The 14,584-nt window shown below is 69.7% G+C and carries 19 protein-coding genes; 8 read left to right on the top strand and 11 right to left on the bottom strand.

Annotation, left to right across the window (positions count from 1 at the left end):
- The 3 genes from MCHLDSM_RS31765 to MCHLDSM_RS31775 are packed head-to-tail and all read left to right on the top strand — an operon-like array spanning position 1 to position 2,437.
- Positions 1-867, top strand: coding sequence for an ABC transporter substrate-binding protein (locus tag MCHLDSM_RS31765; RefSeq protein WP_048474146.1), 867 nt, complete (start codon positions 1-3; stop codon positions 865-867).
- Positions 864-1,691, top strand: coding sequence for an amino acid ABC transporter permease (locus MCHLDSM_RS31770; RefSeq protein WP_197044604.1), 828 nt, complete (start codon positions 864-866; stop codon positions 1,689-1,691). Before MCHLDSM_RS31765 ends, MCHLDSM_RS31770 begins: the two co-directional genes overlap by 4 nt.
- On the top strand, positions 1,688-2,437 hold the full coding sequence (locus tag MCHLDSM_RS31775) for an amino acid ABC transporter ATP-binding protein (RefSeq protein WP_048474147.1): 750 nt from the start codon (positions 1,688-1,690) through the stop codon (positions 2,435-2,437). The genes MCHLDSM_RS31770 and MCHLDSM_RS31775 overlap by 4 nt, the downstream gene beginning before the upstream one ends.
- A 6-nt stretch (positions 2,438-2,443) precedes the next feature.
- On the opposite strand, the gene MCHLDSM_RS31780 is transcribed toward MCHLDSM_RS31775, so the two are convergent.
- Positions 2,444-2,755: a hypothetical protein gene (locus MCHLDSM_RS31780; protein WP_048473713.1), complete on the bottom strand. Its 312-nt coding sequence runs from the start codon at positions 2,753-2,755 to the stop codon at positions 2,444-2,446.
- A gap of 220 nt (positions 2,756-2,975) precedes the next feature.
- Between MCHLDSM_RS31780 and MCHLDSM_RS31785 the strand changes: the two genes are divergently transcribed.
- Complete coding sequence (locus tag MCHLDSM_RS31785; protein ID WP_048473714.1) at positions 2,976-3,158, top strand: hypothetical protein; 183 nt, start codon at positions 2,976-2,978, stop codon at positions 3,156-3,158.
- A gap of 7 nt (positions 3,159-3,165) precedes the next feature.
- Here MCHLDSM_RS31785 and MCHLDSM_RS31790 read toward each other — a convergent pair whose 3' ends face one another.
- The 4 genes from MCHLDSM_RS31790 to MCHLDSM_RS31805 all read right to left on the bottom strand — a co-directional run bounded on the left by MCHLDSM_RS31790 (position 3,166) and on the right by MCHLDSM_RS31805 (position 6,372).
- Positions 3,166-3,423, bottom strand: coding sequence for a DUF7218 family protein (locus MCHLDSM_RS31790; RefSeq protein ID WP_048473715.1), 258 nt, complete (start codon positions 3,421-3,423; stop codon positions 3,166-3,168).
- 69 nt (positions 3,424-3,492) lie between these two features.
- Entirely contained in the window at positions 3,493-4,512 is a 1,020-nt protein-coding gene (locus MCHLDSM_RS31795; RefSeq protein WP_048473716.1) for a DNA topoisomerase IB, read from the bottom strand.
- A gap of 41 nt (positions 4,513-4,553) precedes the next feature.
- Positions 4,554-5,735: a zinc-dependent alcohol dehydrogenase gene (locus tag MCHLDSM_RS31800; protein ID WP_048473717.1), complete on the bottom strand. Its 1,182-nt coding sequence runs from the start codon at positions 5,733-5,735 to the stop codon at positions 4,554-4,556.
- A 136-nt stretch (positions 5,736-5,871) separates the two neighbouring features.
- Positions 5,872-6,372, bottom strand: coding sequence for a DUF6328 family protein (locus tag MCHLDSM_RS31805; RefSeq protein WP_048473718.1), 501 nt, complete (start codon positions 6,370-6,372; stop codon positions 5,872-5,874).
- 86 nt (positions 6,373-6,458) lie between these two features.
- Here MCHLDSM_RS31805 and MCHLDSM_RS31810 point away from each other — a divergent pair, with 86 nt between their 5' ends.
- A complete protein-coding gene (locus MCHLDSM_RS31810; protein WP_048419867.1) occupies positions 6,459-6,734 on the top strand; it encodes a DUF4235 domain-containing protein in 276 nt (91 codons plus the stop codon).
- Between the two features lie 71 nt (positions 6,735-6,805).
- Positions 6,806-7,033: a hypothetical protein gene (locus tag MCHLDSM_RS31815; protein WP_048473719.1), complete on the top strand. Its 228-nt coding sequence runs from the start codon at positions 6,806-6,808 to the stop codon at positions 7,031-7,033.
- Position 7,034: 1 nt separating this feature from the next.
- Here MCHLDSM_RS31815 and MCHLDSM_RS31820 read toward each other — a convergent pair whose 3' ends face one another.
- Positions 7,035-7,703 (bottom strand): hypothetical protein, encoded by a 669-nt coding sequence (locus MCHLDSM_RS31820; RefSeq protein ID WP_048473720.1) that lies wholly within the window; start codon positions 7,701-7,703, stop codon positions 7,035-7,037.
- A gap of 82 nt (positions 7,704-7,785) precedes the next feature.
- Entirely contained in the window at positions 7,786-8,658 is an 873-nt protein-coding gene (locus tag MCHLDSM_RS31825; RefSeq protein ID WP_048473721.1) for an alpha/beta fold hydrolase, read from the bottom strand.
- A 37-nt stretch (positions 8,659-8,695) separates the two neighbouring features.
- Here MCHLDSM_RS31825 and MCHLDSM_RS31830 point away from each other — a divergent pair, with 37 nt between their 5' ends.
- Both MCHLDSM_RS31830 and MCHLDSM_RS31835 read left to right on the top strand, forming a co-directional pair.
- On the top strand, positions 8,696-10,567 hold the full coding sequence (locus MCHLDSM_RS31830) for a propionyl-CoA synthetase (RefSeq protein WP_048473722.1): 1,872 nt from the start codon (positions 8,696-8,698) through the stop codon (positions 10,565-10,567).
- A gap of 83 nt (positions 10,568-10,650) precedes the next feature.
- A complete protein-coding gene (locus MCHLDSM_RS31835; RefSeq protein ID WP_048473723.1) occupies positions 10,651-11,118 on the top strand; it encodes a DUF4383 domain-containing protein in 468 nt (155 codons plus the stop codon).
- A 3-nt stretch (positions 11,119-11,121) separates the two neighbouring features.
- Here MCHLDSM_RS31835 and MCHLDSM_RS31840 read toward each other — a convergent pair whose 3' ends face one another.
- From MCHLDSM_RS31840 to eno, 4 genes are read right to left on the bottom strand one after another with little or no spacing between them, the layout of a single operon-like run.
- On the bottom strand, positions 11,122-12,072 hold the full coding sequence (locus tag MCHLDSM_RS31840; protein ID WP_048473724.1) for a Ppx/GppA phosphatase family protein: 951 nt from the start codon (positions 12,070-12,072) through the stop codon (positions 11,122-11,124).
- Positions 12,065-12,562 carry a DUF501 domain-containing protein gene (locus MCHLDSM_RS31845; protein WP_048473725.1) on the bottom strand — a complete coding sequence of 166 codons (498 nt, stop codon included), beginning with the start codon at positions 12,560-12,562 and terminating at the stop codon, positions 12,065-12,067. The genes MCHLDSM_RS31840 and MCHLDSM_RS31845 overlap by 8 nt, the downstream gene beginning before the upstream one ends.
- Positions 12,555-13,241, bottom strand: a complete 687-nt coding sequence (locus tag MCHLDSM_RS31850; RefSeq protein WP_048473726.1) for an FtsB family cell division protein — start codon at positions 13,239-13,241, stop codon at positions 12,555-12,557. The genes MCHLDSM_RS31845 and MCHLDSM_RS31850 overlap by 8 nt, the downstream gene beginning before the upstream one ends.
- Before the next feature lie 3 nt (positions 13,242-13,244).
- Positions 13,245-14,534 carry a phosphopyruvate hydratase gene (gene eno, locus MCHLDSM_RS31855; protein ID WP_048474148.1) on the bottom strand — a complete coding sequence of 430 codons (1,290 nt, stop codon included), beginning with the start codon at positions 14,532-14,534 and terminating at the stop codon, positions 13,245-13,247.
- Positions 14,535-14,584: the final 50 nt, after the last annotated feature.

Consider the following 14,584-nt stretch of genomic DNA (forward strand, 5'->3'; position numbering starts at 1 on the left):
ATGCATCGCCTCACTGGTGTCCTCTGCGCGCTTCTCACCGTGTCCACCGCGTCCATGGCGCTCGGCGCCTGCGCCCCCGCTGACGAGAACTCGTCGACCGCGTCGTCGACCTCCGCCGGCGCCGACGCCTGCACCAAGGACAAACTCACCACACTGAAGCCGGGGACCCTCACCCTGGCGACCGACCAGCCGGCCTACGCGCCGTGGTTCGACAACGACGACCCCGCCAACGGCAAGGGTTTCGAGTCGGCCGTCGCCTACGCGGTGGCCGCCGAACTCGGCTACGCCCGCGAGAACGTCACCTGGGTCCGCGTCCCCTTCAACGCGGCCATCGCACCCGGGCCGAAGCAGTTCGACGCCGACCTCAACGAGTTCTCGATCACCGACGAACGCAAGCAGGCCGTCGACTTCTCCTCCCCCTACTACGACGTCACGCAGACCGTCGTCGCCCTGAAGTCCTCGCCGGCAGCCAAAGTCACCACCGTCGACGGCCTCAAAGGACTCAAGCTCGGCGCCCAGGTGGGCTCCACCAGCTACACCGCCGCGCAGAAGATCGACCCGGGCGTCGCCGTGTTCAACAACAACGACGACGCCAAGGCCGCGCTCAGCAACGGGCAGATCGACGGCCTCGTCGTCGACCTGCCCACCGCCTTCCAGATCCAGTCCGAACTGACCGACGGCGTCATCGTCGGCCAGCTTCCGGCCGGCTCCGACAAGCCGGAACAGTTCGGCATCGTCCTCGACAAGGGCAGCCCGCTGACCGCATGCGTCTCCCGGGCGGTCGACCAGCTCCGCGACCGCGGCGAACTCGAGAAACTGCAGACGACTTGGCTCGCGCAGGCGGGGAACGCACCGGTCCTGTCGTGACGGCCGTCGGCATCGACCGCGTCGCCTACCGGCAGGCGCGGGCGCGCCGATCCACGGGAATCGCGCTGCTGTCGACAGTGGTGTTCGCCGCGGTCGTGCTGGTGGCCGTCACCTCGGCGCCCGGCTGGTCGCGCGTCCAGAACTCGTTCTTCAACCTGCGCGTCGGCTGGGACAGCCTGCCCGCGTTGCTGTCCGGTCTGTGGCTCAACATCCGCGTGCTGATCGTCTGCCAGATCCTGGTGCTGCTCGTCGGGCTGGCGCTCGCCGCGTTGCGGACTCTGCGCGGGCCGGTCTGGTTCCCGCTGCGCGCGCTGGCCACCGGCTACGTCGACCTGTTCCGCGGCCTGCCGCTGCTCATCTGCCTCTATCTCGTCGGGTTCGGACTGCCCGGTCTGCGCCTCACCGGCCTGCCGACCAGCCCCGTGCTGCTGGGTGGTCTCGCGCTGGTGCTGGTCTACTCGGCCTACGTGGCCGAGGTGCTGCGGGCCGGCATCGAATCCGTGCATCCGTCGCAGTTCGCGGCGGCACGCTCGTTGGGCCTGACGTATCGGCAGACCATGCGGCTGGTGGTGCTCCCCCAGGCCACCCGCCGGGTGACCCCCGCACTGCTCAACGACTTCGTCGCCCTGCAGAAGGACTGCGGGCTGATCTCGGTGCTCGGCGCTGTCGACGCCGTGCGAGCCGCCCAAATCCAGTCCGCCACCACCTACAACTTCACGCCGTACGTGGTGGCCGGTCTGTTGTTCGTCGCCCTCGCGGTGCCGTCGGCCCGGCTGGCGGATTGGGCGGCGCGGCGCTCGGCGACGAGGCAGGGCGCGCTGTGACCGGCGTCGAGCCGCTGTTGCAGGTGCGCGGCCTGGTCAAGGCCTACCACGACCGCACCGTGCTGGCGGGCGTGGATCTGGACGTCGCCGAACACGAGGTGGTGGTGCTCATCGGCGCGTCGGGTTCGGGCAAGTCGACCCTGTTGCGCTGCATCGACCTCTTAGAGGAGATCGACGACGGACAGATCATCCTGGGTGGCCGCGACATCAGCGACCCGCGCGTCGATGCCGAACAGGCTCGCCAGGCCATCGGCATGGTGTTCCAGTCGTTCAATCTGTTCCCACACATGACCGCACTGAGCAATGTCGCTCTGGCGCCGCGAGTGGTGCACGGCCGCAGCCGAACCGAGGCCGAGCAGCGCAGCCGAGATCTGCTCGAGCGCGTCGGCATGGCGTCGCACGCAGATTCCTATCCCGACAAGCTCTCCGGCGGCCAGCAGCAGCGCGTCGCCATAGCCCGCGCGCTCGCCTACGAGCCGAAGCTGCTGCTGCTCGACGAGATCACCAGCGCGCTGGATCCCGAGCTCGTCGGCGAGGTGCTCACCCTGGTCGGTGAGCTCGCGGGGTCGGGAGCCACGATCGTGATGGCCACTCACGAGATGGCTTTCGCCCGCGACGTGGCCGACACGGTGTGTTTCCTCAGTGACGGGCAGATCGTCGAATCCGGCTCCGCAGCATACGTTCTCGACTCGCCACGTCAGGAGCGGACGCAACGCTTCCTGCAGCGCTTCACCTCTGGGCGCTGAGCGGCCTCAGCTCGTCGGCGGCTCGTAGGGCGCGTCGGGGTTTTCCCGGTGCCAATCCACTTGCTTCTCTTGCACTTTGCGGTGCCGTGACGCCAGCCAGGCGAACCCGGCGCCGGCGAGTGCCAGCGCAAGGACGACGGCGACGACCCCGGTGGTGCGGGATCCGTTGGCGAACGAGAACAGCCCCACCACCAGGGCCAGCACCCCGAGGCCGACACCGATCAGCCCTGGCGCGTTCACGCCTGCCTTCATCGTCTCGCCGGCGTGCTGCCGGGTGGTGCGGGCGTGGTCGACGGGATCGTGCGATGTGTCCGGCATGTGCGCTCCTCCTGAGAACTCGGGCGTCACTCGTCATCTGGGTGGTGGGCGCGTACGGGCGCCTGAAGCGAGGTTTCGCCTCGTTCCGTGATGTAGCGATACCCGGGCCATCACCCGCATAACGGTTCGGCCGTCGTGTTCACAACTCAGTAATCGTTGCCGCGCGTTTGAACCCGGGGCGTTGGGGCATGCCGTCCCCGACCCGTCACAGGAGGCACTGATGAGCAACCCCCGTTCCGAGAAGGCCGAATCCGACGTCGACGCGGACCCCAAGGTGGCCGGCTCACGGGCCAGCGAGGGCGACGACGATCAGTCCGACGGTCCCTACGTGGGGCGGGCCGGGTCTGACGACGACATCGACACCGAGGAGTCCGGCGCCGAAGCGCGCGCGCAGCAGGACTGACGTTGCGTCAGTGGTTGCGCAGCTCGGAGATGAGCTTGTCTTTGGTCAACCGCGAGTACCCGGAGAGCCCCAGCTCCTTGGCGCGCTGCTTGAGCTCACCGACACTCCAGTCGTCATAGGAGCCAGACTGCCCGCCTTTGCGTCCCACCGACGATGCGCCGCGCGCAGCCGCGGCGTTGGAGATGCGCGCCGCTTTCTCCTTGGAGTTCCCCTCGCGCCGAAGATCCTCGTACATCTTCTCGTTCTTGATCGATGAGTTCGGCATAGAACTACCTCCTAGAAACCTGATAGCTCCCAGTAGGTTTTCCGCCCCGGCGGGCCGCCAAACACGCCGCTATCCGCGGGCTACCCTGTGGATCAACTGACGCGTCGCCTTCTCCACGATCTCCTGCGCGCGATCGGGCTCGCCGATCTTCTCCGCGCGCCGCGTCGCCGAGGCGATCGTCAGCCCGCGCTCGTACCCGGTGACCACTCGGGGGTCGACGTAGGACGCCCGCGCCACCGCCGGGGTGTTCCCCAGCTCCGAGCACACCTCCTTCATCACCGCGGAGGTCTCCCGCTTGGCCGCGGTCTTGGAGGTCGCCGGCTTCGCGTCGCCGAACGCCGCAGCCGCCAGGACGGTGCCGTGCCAGGTGCGCAGATCCTTGACGGTGAACTCGTCGCCGACGATCTCTTTGAACCGCGCATTGAGGTCGTCGGCCTTCACGTCGACCCACCCGCTGGGCCCGGTGCGGCACACCAGAAGGCGCTCGGTGCGTTCGGTGCGCCGCATCAGCGAGCGGACTGCGCGCACCACCTCGGGATCGTCGATCTCGACGGTCCGCTGCACTCCGCTCTTGGCCGGATAGTCGAACTCGACCGCGTCCTCCTTCAACGTCACGTGCTCGCAGAGCAGGGTCGCGAGCCCATAGTGTTCGTGCTCTTCGGCGGACTGCTCACCGCCGGCGCGGAAGTAGCCGCGATCGAGCAGTTGCAGCGCCAGCGCGAGCACCCGGTCGCGGGTCAGCCCGCGGCCGGCGAGGTCACCGGCGATCCGCGCACGCCACTCCGGCAGCCGCGTGGACAGCTCGAGCACGCGGTCGAACTTCTCCTCGGCCCGCTCCTGCTGCCACCTCGCGTGATACAGGTACTGCCGCCGGCCGGCGGCGTCGGTGCCCACCGCCTGAATGTGCCCGTTGGGCCGCGGGCTGATCCACACGTTCTTCCACGCGGGCGGGATCACCAGCTCTTTGATCCGCTGCGCGGTGTCCGGGTCGGCCAGCAGTTCCCCGTCCGGCCCGTAGTAGGCGAAACCCTTGCCCCGCCGCTTGCGCACGATCCCCGGTGTGTCCAGCCTGCTGCGCGCCAGTCGCATCCCGCCGAATTCCTTCTCACGTTCGCGCCGTCATGCCGAGCTCAGGGCTGCAGCATGACCTTGACCGCGCCGTCCTGCTTCTTCTGGAAGATCTCGTAGGCGTGCGGGGCCTGCTCGAGGGGCAGCACATGGGTGGCGAACGATTCGACACCCAGCGGGTCGGAGTCGGTCAGCAACGGCATGATGTCGTCGACCCACTTCTTGACGTTGGCCTGCCCCATCCGCAACTGCACCTGCTTGTCGAACAGCGTCAGCATCGGCATCGGATCGGCCATGCCGCCGTAGACGCCGCTCAGCGAGATCGTCCCGCCGCGGCGCACGCAGTCGATCGCGGAGTACAGCGCGTCGAGGCGATCCACCCCGGCCTTCTGCATGAACGGCTTGGCGATGAAGTCGGGCAGGAACGCCGTGGCGGTCTGCGCCGCCTGCGCGATCGGTGAGCCGTGCGCCTCCATGCCGACCGCGTCGATCACCGAGTCGGTGCCCCGCCCGTCGGTCAGATCGCGCACCGCGTCGCCGACCGACCCTGTGAGTTCGCGCATGTCGATGGTCTGGATGCCGCGCGCGGTGGCCCGGGCCAGCCGCTCCGGCACGCGGTCGACGGCGATCACCCGGTGACCGAGGTGCTGCGCGATGCGGGCGGCCATGTCGCCGATCGGCCCCAGCCCGAGCACGGTGACCGAACCGCCGTCGGGGATGCCGGCGTACGCGACGCCCTGCCAGGCCGTCGGTAGCACGTCGGAGAGGTACACGAAGCGCGAATCGGGCGGTCCCTCAGGGACTTTGATGTGAGTGAACTGCGCCTGCGGTATCCGCAGGTACTGCGCCTGCCCGCCCGGCACCTGACCGTAGAGCTCGGAGTATCCGAACAGCGCCGCGCCCATGCCGTGCTCGCGTACCTGGGTGGTCTCGCACTGCGTGTAGAGCTGCTCGTCACACATGAAGCAGTGCCCGCAGGAGATCTGGAACGGCACCACGATGCGGTCTCCGACGGCGAGATCGCTGACGCCGGAACCCACCTCACGAACGACGCCCATCGCCTCGTGACCGAGGATGTCGCCCGGGTGCATGAACGCCCCCAGGACTTCGTACAGGTGCAGATCGGATCCGCAGATGTTGGTCGACGTGACCTCGATGATCGCGTCCGTCGGCTCCTCGAGCTTCGGATCGTCGACGGTGTCGACGCGCACATCGCGCCGACCGTGCCAGGTGACAGCCTTCATGACCGGCATCGATACCCGCGGACGAGCGGTTCAAACGCCGAACGGCCACAGGGCGTTCTTCCCGACCGGGGCTGACCACCGGCGCGGAACACGCTCAGCCGGGCAGGGTTTCGCCGCCGGCTTTCGGGGCGCGCGGCTACGGGTCGGCGGCGCGCATGCCCAGCGGGAGCACGAACCAGAACCCGGCGAACAACAGCAGTGCGCAGCCGCCCGCGACCAGCGCCGGGGTCAGGCCGGCGACGGCGTCGAAGATGATGACCGTCATCCCGGTGACGGCCACCCCGAGCAACAGCAGACCCGTGTACGCGCAGCTGTGCGCGGCCGACACCAGCGTGCCCAGCCGGTGCCGCCGGAACAGCACCCGGTGCATGCCGACCGGCGCGATCAACAGCGCGGTGGAGAGCACCGCCGCGCTGACCGTGGCGAGGTAGACCTTCTGCATCGCGTCGCCGAGCATGGTGAAGCGCTGCTGGAAGGGCAGCGTCAGCAGAAAACCGGTCAACAGCTGCACCCCGGTCTGCACGACCCGCAGCTCCTGCAGCAGGCTGGCCCAATTACGGTCCAGCCGTTCGGTTTCCGTCTCCTGGCGCTCGCGCTGGTCCCACCCCTGATCGTCGGCGGGATGATCGGTACCCACGGCGCCGATCCTCCCACCCGCCACCGCGCGATGCGTCGCGTTTGGCGACGGCAGGCCCGGGTATCTTTCCGGGCAGGAGGCCCGTCATGAGCAAACTGTCACAGAAGCTGTACACCCCGCTGTCGGTCGCCACCGGCGTCGGCGGTGGCCTGTTGGCCGGCCAGATCTTCGGTCAGATCTGGAAGCGTGTGGGCCAGAACGATCCCGAACCGCCGGACCCCAAAGACCTGAGTTATTCGACCAGATCGGTGCTGCTGGTGGGCGCACTCCAGGGCCTGATCGTCGGGTTGGTCCGGGCCAGTCTCCAGCGGGCCGGCGCCCGCGGCTACCAGGCGCTCACCAAGGAACCTCCCCCCGCCTGATCCGGGAATTACATACGTTTTCCACAGCCGACAGTGAGCATGTTCTCAGCGGCGGGTCGCACCGTTGAGTCATGTCTCGCACGATCGACACCCGACTGCTCGGGTGCGCAGCCGTCCTCGCGCTGCCCGCAAGCCTGGCGGTGATGCTGTTGGCCACCCCGGGATCGGCGTCTCCCCTGCTGTCGTGGACGGTCTCCACGCTGGCGCTGCTCACTGCGCTCGTCGTCCTGGCCGTCGGCGAATGCGCATGGGAGAACAGCGTCGCCCGCGCCCGGGCCGCAGGGCTGGTGGGCCGCTGACTCATGCGACCCGCGGTCCCAGCAGCACCGCTGGACGCGGCAATCTCCACCGCGCGCAACCCTCCGTCAATGCGTCGTCGACGGCGGTGGCCGCCCGACTCGTCGCTCCGGTGCCGTACACCCACGCGCCGGCGTCCCCGCCGGCCAGGCTGATCCGCCCCAGCGCGAGCCCGCAGGTGCGCAACACCGACATCCGGCACAGCATCCGCTCTGCCGCGACTCCCCACTCCAGCGCGCCGTCGGAGTCATCGACATCGGCGTGCAGCCCGATGACGTCGATGCGGCGTTCCCCGATCACCCCCGGCCCCTGCTCGTCGATGTACACCCCGATTCCGGGGCGCCCGGTGCCCGTGAGGACGTCAACGTGTCGATCGGCCGCGACGATGAATCGGACCACTCCGGCGCCGACCGCGTTCCCGATCGTCGCCGTCGACAGACCGCATCGGAGGACGACATGCTCGGGCCGGATGCCGAGCCGCCCGACCTGCTCCACCTCGTCGTCGCCACACACGATCACCGTGATGCCGTGGGCGCGTACCCAGGCGGCCACCGCCGGATCGCCGAGAGCCCGCGCAGGAATGCCGCACGCGGCCGTCGGCAGGATCCGCCGAATGCACCGGATCGACGACGGGAGGCGATGGGCGGGACGCGGAAGGTCGAGAACAGCCATGCTCTCGGTCTACGCCGACACGCGTGACCAGTGGGCGCCCCTTGCGACATCTTGACGCCCCGGTGCCCACCTTTTACGGAAACTACCGCGCAGGCACCTCGTTGGCGAGCGCGATCAGCTTGGCGCGCACCAACTCCGGCTGCTCGTCGAGAATGAAGTGCCCACCGTCGACCAACTCCAGCGTGTAGTCGTCGGCGCGGGCGGTCTCGGCCGCCGCCAACGACGCGTGGATGGCGGTGTCGTTCCTGGCGAACAGTGCCCGGGTCGGCACCGTGGACCGGCGCCGCTCCGGGTTGCGCGCACTCTCCCGCGCCTCGCGCAGCAGGAACGTTCGATAGGTATCGCGCGCGGTGCGCGCGACCATCGGATCGCGGAACGCGTCGGCGTACACCTTCGCGGTCTGGCGGTCCACCCCCGGTGCGGCCATGCCGAAGATGACGCGCTCGAGGTACGGGGTGCGGCGCTGCAGCGGCACCCCGATGGACGCGACGAACGGCTGGTAGAGCAGGAACCGCCACAGGTGCGGGGCCAACGCCTTGGCCGACACCCACGGATGGGGGATGTTGAGCACCAGATAGCCGTCGATCCGCTCGGGTACCCGCAGGGCCAGCAGATGGCCGATGTAACCGCCCCAGTCGTGGCCGACCAGCAGCACGTGCTCCAGACCCAGCGCGTCCATCAGCGCCACCAGATCGCTGACCACGTCCTCCTTGGCCCACTTGTGCGGCGCCGGGCCTGACCATCCGTACCCGGGAAGGTCGGGGGCGATGATCCGCAGCCCGGGCGGCGGATCGGCCAACAGGTCGCGGTAGGCCCAGTGGTGCTGCGGCCAGCCGTGCAGCGCCAATACCGGTCTGCCATCCTCCGGCCCGGCCTCGGTCACATGAAAACGCACCCCTCGGGCAGTCACATGACTCCGGCGGACCCCTCCGATCGGCGGGGGTTGGTTCGTCATGACCCTGAGACTAACGGGGAGGGTTTACGGTGCTGATATGCCCGGGTACCGCGACCTGTTCGACGCCAGCATCACCGACCCCGAAGCCTTCTGGGCCGACGCCGCCACCGCCGTGACCTGGTCTCGCGCGCCGCAGCGGATCCTCGACGACAGCCACCCGCCGTTCTACCGCTGGTACCCCGACGCCGAACTCAACACCTGCGCCAACGCGCTCGACCGCCACGTCGAGGCGGGCCGGGGTGAGCAGGCCGCCCTGATCTACGACTCCGCCGTCACCGACACCCAGCGCACCTACACCTACCGCGAACTGCTCGACGAGACCGCGCGCTTCGCCGGTGCCCTGCGCGATCTCGGCGTCGACAAGGGCGACCGGGTGGTCATCTACATGCCGATGATCCCCGAGGCCGTCATCGCGATGCTGGCCTGCGCCCGACTCGGAGCCGTGCACTCGGTCGTCTTCGGCGGTTTCGCACCGCACGAACTCGCGGTGCGCATCGACGACGTGCAGCCGACCGTGATCGTCTCCGCGTCCTGCGGCATCGAACCCACCCGCGTCGTCGAGTACAAGCCGATGCTCGACGCGGCCATCGGCATGACCAGCCATCCCCCGCGCCATTGCGTTGTGGTGCAGCGGGATCGGCATCGCTGCGAATTGGTCGAGGGCCGCGACCTGGACTGGACGGACGTGATGGCCACCGCGAAACCGGTCGACCCGGTTCCGGTCGCCGCGACCGACCCGCTCTACGTGCTCTACACCTCCGGGACCACCGGCAAACCCAAGGGCATCGTGCGCGACAACGGCGGCCACGCCGTCGCGCTGCTGTGGAGCATGCGCCACATCTACGACATCGCCCCCGGCGAGGTGTTCTGGGCGGCCTCCGACGTGGGCTGGGTGGTCGGCCACTCCTACATCGTCTATGCGCCACTGCTTCTCGGCGCGACGACGGTGCTCTACGAGGGCAAGCCCGTCGGCACCCCGGACCCCGGCGCGTTCTGGCGGGTGATCTCCGAGCACAACGTCAAGGCACTGTTCACCGCACCGACCGCGATCCGCGCCATCCGCAAGGAGGACCCGGAGGGCAAGTACCTCGCCGACTACGACCGCTCGGCGCTGAAGTACCTGTTCCTGGCCGGCGAGCGCCTCGACCCCGACACGTACCACTGGGCGTCGGACAAGCTCGGCGTCCCGGTGATCGACCACTGGTGGCAGACCGAGACCGGCTGGGCGATCGCCGCCAATCCCGTTGGCGTGGAGCCGCTTCCGATCAAGGCGGGGTCACCGACGGTCCCGATGCCCGGCTACGACGTCCGCATCCTGCACGAGGACGGATACGGCTGCGGGCCCGGGCAGGAGGGCGCCATCTGCATCCGGCTGCCGCTGCCTCCGGGCACGCTGCCGACGCTGTGGAACGCCGAGGCGCGCTACGAGGCGTCCTACCTGACCGAGCACCCCGGCTACTACCTGACCGGAGACGGCGGCCACTTCGACGAGGACGGCTATCTGTTCGTGATGGGCCGCATCGACGACGTCATCAACGTCGCCGGGCACCGGCTGTCCACCGGCGCGATCGAGGAGGTGCTGGCCACCCACCCGGCCGTCGCCGAATGCGCGGTGATCGGGGTGCCCGACGAGATCAAGGGCCAGGCGCCGCGCGGGCTCGTCGTGGTCAAGTCCGGCGCGTCCACCGTGGGACTGGCCGACGAGCTGATCCAGCTGGTGCGCGACGAGATCGGTGCGGTGGCCGCGTTCCGTCTCGTCGACGTCGTGCCCGCCCTGCCCAAGACCCGGTCGGGCAAGATCCTGCGCAAGACCATGCGGGGGCTGGCCACCGGCCGCGACGAACCCGTGCCCTCCACCATCGAGGACCCGACGGTGCTCGACAAGCTCGCCCCGATCCTGCGGCCCTGACCGCCGCCCGGGTGTTATCCCGGCGCCACGATGGGTACCTCTCCAGCACGCACGTCAATAACGACGACGTGAAGGGAGACGGCATGACAGACCGCCCTAAGTACATGGCAGTTCAGGGCGCCGCGCTGATCGTCGCCGTCGCGCTGACGGTGCTCGGCGTGCTGGGCTTCGTCCCCGGAGTGACCTCCGGCGTCGACCAGCTCAGCTGGGCCGGTCAACGCCCCGGCGCGCTCCTGTTCGGCACCTTCGCGGTGTCGGCCCTGCTCAACATCGTCCACATCGTTGTGGGCGTCGCCGGGTTCGCGGGCGCCCGCACCTATGCCGCGGCACGCGCCTACCTCCTGGTCGGCGGCCTGATCTACCTCGCGCTGTGGCTCTACGGCCTGCTCGTCGAACGCGGCAGCGACGCCCACGTCCTGCCGCTCAACGGCGCCGACAACTGGTTGCACGCCGGCGTCGGCGCCGTGATGGTGCTGCTCGCGATCACCCTCGCCGGGCAGCACGACCCCACCAAGCGCCGGCCGCGGATGCGGCGGGCGGCCAGTCACTGAGCCCTACGCGATCGACAGCGCGATCCCGTCCAGGATGTCGTGCTCGCTGACCACCAGCGTGTGGATGCCGGCGCGCTCACCCAGCATCTCGGCGAGCTCCTGCACGATCAGTGCGCCCCCGCCGATGACGTCGACGCGGCCCTCGTGCATCGGGCCCAGCACCGCGCGCTGCGCGCGCGTCATCGCCAGCAGGTCGGCGCACACCGGCAGCAGGTCCTCGAAGCCGACCGACGACAGGTGGATCGCGTCGGAATCGTAGGTCGTCATCCGGCGCGCCAACGCGGCCAGCGTGGTCATCGTGCCCGCCACCCCCACCCACGTGTGGGCCTGCTCGACGGGCACCACCCGCAGCGCTTCGCCGAGCGCCTCCCGCACCACCGCGCGCGCCGCCGCGATCTCGTCGTCGGTGGGCGGATCGGAGTGCAGGCAGCGTTCGGTCAGGCGTACGCAGCCGATGTCCGCCGAAAACGACGATGCGACGACGCGCGGATCCTCGGTCGAGCCGAGCACCACCTCGGTCGAGCCGCCCCCGAGATCGACGACCACGAAAGGCGCAGTGGCCGGGTCCAATTCACCGACCGCGCCGCGGAACGACAGCTCCGCCTCCTGCGCGCCGGTGATCACCTCGGCCACCGAACCGGGGACCACGGCGCCGAGCACCTCCGAGGTCATCGCGAAGAACTCCTCGCGGTTGCTGACGTCGCGGGCCGCCGACGTCGCGACCATCCGCACCGCGGTCACGTCGTGATCGCGCATCAACGCCGCATAGGCGCTCAGCGCCGCGCGGGTACGGGCCAGCGCGTCGGGGGCGAACTCCCCGGTCGCGTCCACCCCCTGACCCAGTCGCACGATCCGCATCTCGCGGTGCACATCGACCAGCCGACCGTCGGTGACGTCGGCGATCAGCAGCCGGATCGAATTGGTCCCGCAGTCGACGGCGGCCACCCTAGCCATGCGTCCACACCTCCGGATCGAGAATGCCGGTCATCGCCGGCTCGGTCGCCAAGATCGCCAACGCCTCGTCACCGAACGGGTTCACGCCGGGGCCCTTCGCCAACGCGTGTGCAATCACCACGTGCAGGCATTTGACCCGGTCGGGCATGCCGCCGCCGGAGAACGTGGTGTGCAGGGGTTCGATCGCGTCGCGCTCGGCCAGATACGACTCGTGCGCCCGGCGGTAGGCGGCCGCCAGTTCGGGATCGTGCTCCAGTCGCTCGGTCATCTCGCGCATCAGCCCCGAGGACTCCAGCCGGCTGGCTGCGGCCGTCAACACCGGATGCGTGAGGTAGTACAGCGTCGGGAACGGGGTGCCGTCAGGCAGTCTCGGCGCCGTCGTGACCACCGCGGGATCGCCGGCGGGGCAGCGGTAGGCGATCTCGAGCACACCGCGCGGCTCCCGGCCCAACTGCCGCGCGACGATCTCGAGATCCTCGGGCTCAACCACCGGGCGGCGGCGGTGGTGGCGGCCCGGGCGGTGCCGGCGGTACGGGCGGCGGCGCGGTGGGCGAAAGTCCGTGCGGCGCATCGGCGATGGTGTGCCACAGGGCGGTGTACCAGGGGTCGGAGCTGGTGACCGCGGTCTGGCCCTCCGGCGCCGCGCCGGGCTGTGTGGCCCCGGGCGGCAATTGCACCTGATAAGGGATCTCCCCCGGCATCACGAAGCCCAGCCGTTCCCGCGCCTGCGCCGCGATGAACACCGGATCGGCCAGCTTGGCCTTCTGCGCCTCGAGATCGGCGATCTGGTCCCGCAATTGGGCTTCCGAGGCCTGCAGCTGCTTCATCTCGGTGCGCTGCCCGAAGTAGGTGCGCACCGGACCCGCGATCGTCAGGGTCAGCACACACACCACCGCGGCCAGGATCGCTGCGCGCCGCGCTGTCGACCCGAACCGCTGATCGGCGGCCGCCTCCACCGACGCGGCGATTGACTCGCGGATCGACGTCCCCGCCGGCTGCAACTCGAGCTCCTGCCCGGGCTCGCGTTCCGGCGCGGGGAGTTGGGCAGCAGGGCGCTCGCGCCGGACCGATGTGCCGCGCGGCTTGGCCCGTCCGGCGTCGCCGGGCTTACCCGGCTTCGCGGGCCGGGACGTGCGCCGCCGGGGATCGGGCCGTTTCGCTTCGGGCACAGGCTATTTCGCTCCGCCTTCGAATCGCGGGAACGCCAGGTCGCCGGCGTAGCGGGCGGCGTCGCCGAGCTCGTCCTCGATGCGCAGCAGCTGGTTGTACTTGGCGACGCGCTCGCTGCGGGCCGGCGCGCCGGTCTTGATCTGACCACTGCCGACCGCCACCGCGAGATCGGCGATCGTCGTGTCCTCGGTCTCGCCGCTGCGGTGGCTCATCATCGTCTTGTAACCGGCGTTGTGGGCCAGCGACACCGCGTCCAGCGTCTCGGTCAGCGTGCCGATCTGATTCACCTTCACCAGCAGCGCGTTGGCGGCGCCGCGTTCGATGCCGTCCTCGAGCCGTTCGGGATTGGTGACGAACAGGTCGTCGCCGACGAGCTGCACCCGGTCCCCGATCGCGGTGGTCAGCGCGACCCAGCCGTCCCAGTCGTCCTCGGACAGCGGGTCCTCGATCGACACCAGCGGGTAAGCGCCAATCAGCTGCTCGTAGAAGGCCGCCATCTGCTCGGCGGAGCGGGTCTCCTTCTCGAACGCGTAGCCGGTGCCCTTGGTGTAGAACTCGGTGGCCGCGACGTCGAGCGCGAGCGCCACGTCGCTGCCGATCTTCAGGCCTGCCGCCTCGATGGCCGTACCGATCAGATCCAGCGCGGCCTTGGTGCCGGGCAGGTCCGGGGCGAAGCCGCCCTCATCGCCCAGCCCGGTGGCCAGGCCCTGCTTCTTCAGCACCGACTTGAGCGCGTGGTAGACCTCCGCGCCCCAGCGCAGCGCCTCCTTGAAGCTCGGCGCGCCGATCGGGGCGATCATGAACTCCTGGACGTCGACGCCGGTGTCGGCGTGCGCACCGCCGTTGATGATGTTCATCATCGGCACCGGCAGGATGTGCGCGTTCGGGCCGCCGACGTAGCGGAACAGCGGCAGCGCGGCGCTGTCGGCCGCGGCCTTGGCCACCGCCAGCGAGACGCCGAGGATCGCGTTGGCGCCCAGCCGCGACTTGTCGGGGGTGCCGTCGAGGTCGACCAGCGCCTGGTCCACGAGCCGCTGCTCGTCGGCGCCCAGGCCGATCACCGCCGGGGCGATCTCGTCGAGCACCGCCTCCACGGCCTTCTGGACACCTTTGCCGAGGTAGCGCGACCCGCCGTCACGCAGCTCCACGGCCTCGTGCTCGCCCGTGGAGGCGCCCGAGGGGACGGCGGCGCGGGCGACGGTGCCGTCCAGCAGACCCACCTCGACCTCCACCGTCGGGTTGCCCCGGGAGTCGAGAATCTCGCGGGCTCCGACCTGCTCGATGATGGGCACGACTGCCTCCTTGGTCTTCGGACGAACGATCAGCACTGAGCCTAGAGGGT

Origin of the sequence: Mycolicibacterium chlorophenolicum (genome assembly GCF_001044235.1) — a bacterium.
Lineage (GTDB): Bacteria > Actinomycetota > Actinomycetes > Mycobacteriales > Mycobacteriaceae > Mycobacterium > Mycobacterium chlorophenolicum.

Excerpts from the sequence above, each read along its gene's own strand:
- MCHLDSM_RS31765 (WP_048474146.1), top strand. The coding sequence starts at position 1 with ATGCATCGCCTCACTGGTGTCCTCTGCGCGCTTCTCACCGTGTCCACC.
- MCHLDSM_RS31780 (WP_048473713.1), bottom strand. The coding sequence starts at position 2,755 with ATGCCGGACACATCGCACGATCCCGTCGACCACGCCCGCACCACCCGG.
- MCHLDSM_RS31785 (WP_048473714.1), top strand. The coding sequence starts at position 2,976 with ATGAGCAACCCCCGTTCCGAGAAGGCCGAATCCGACGTCGACGCGGAC.
- MCHLDSM_RS31790 (WP_048473715.1), bottom strand. The coding sequence starts at position 3,423 with ATGCCGAACTCATCGATCAAGAACGAGAAGATGTACGAGGATCTTCGG.
- MCHLDSM_RS31795 (WP_048473716.1), bottom strand. The coding sequence starts at position 4,512 with ATGCGACTGGCGCGCAGCAGGCTGGACACACCGGGGATCGTGCGCAAG.
- MCHLDSM_RS31800 (WP_048473717.1), bottom strand. The coding sequence starts at position 5,735 with ATGAAGGCTGTCACCTGGCACGGTCGGCGCGATGTGCGCGTCGACACC.
- MCHLDSM_RS31810 (WP_048419867.1), top strand. The coding sequence starts at position 6,459 with ATGAGCAAACTGTCACAGAAGCTGTACACCCCGCTGTCGGTCGCCACC.
- MCHLDSM_RS31815 (WP_048473719.1), top strand. The coding sequence starts at position 6,806 with ATGTCTCGCACGATCGACACCCGACTGCTCGGGTGCGCAGCCGTCCTC.
- MCHLDSM_RS31820 (WP_048473720.1), bottom strand. The coding sequence starts at position 7,703 with ATGGCTGTTCTCGACCTTCCGCGTCCCGCCCATCGCCTCCCGTCGTCG.
- MCHLDSM_RS31825 (WP_048473721.1), bottom strand. The coding sequence starts at position 8,658 with ATGACGAACCAACCCCCGCCGATCGGAGGGGTCCGCCGGAGTCATGTG.
- MCHLDSM_RS31830 (WP_048473722.1), top strand. The coding sequence starts at position 8,696 with ATGCCCGGGTACCGCGACCTGTTCGACGCCAGCATCACCGACCCCGAA.
- MCHLDSM_RS31835 (WP_048473723.1), top strand. The coding sequence starts at position 10,651 with ATGACAGACCGCCCTAAGTACATGGCAGTTCAGGGCGCCGCGCTGATC.
- MCHLDSM_RS31840 (WP_048473724.1), bottom strand. The coding sequence starts at position 12,072 with ATGGCTAGGGTGGCCGCCGTCGACTGCGGGACCAATTCGATCCGGCTG.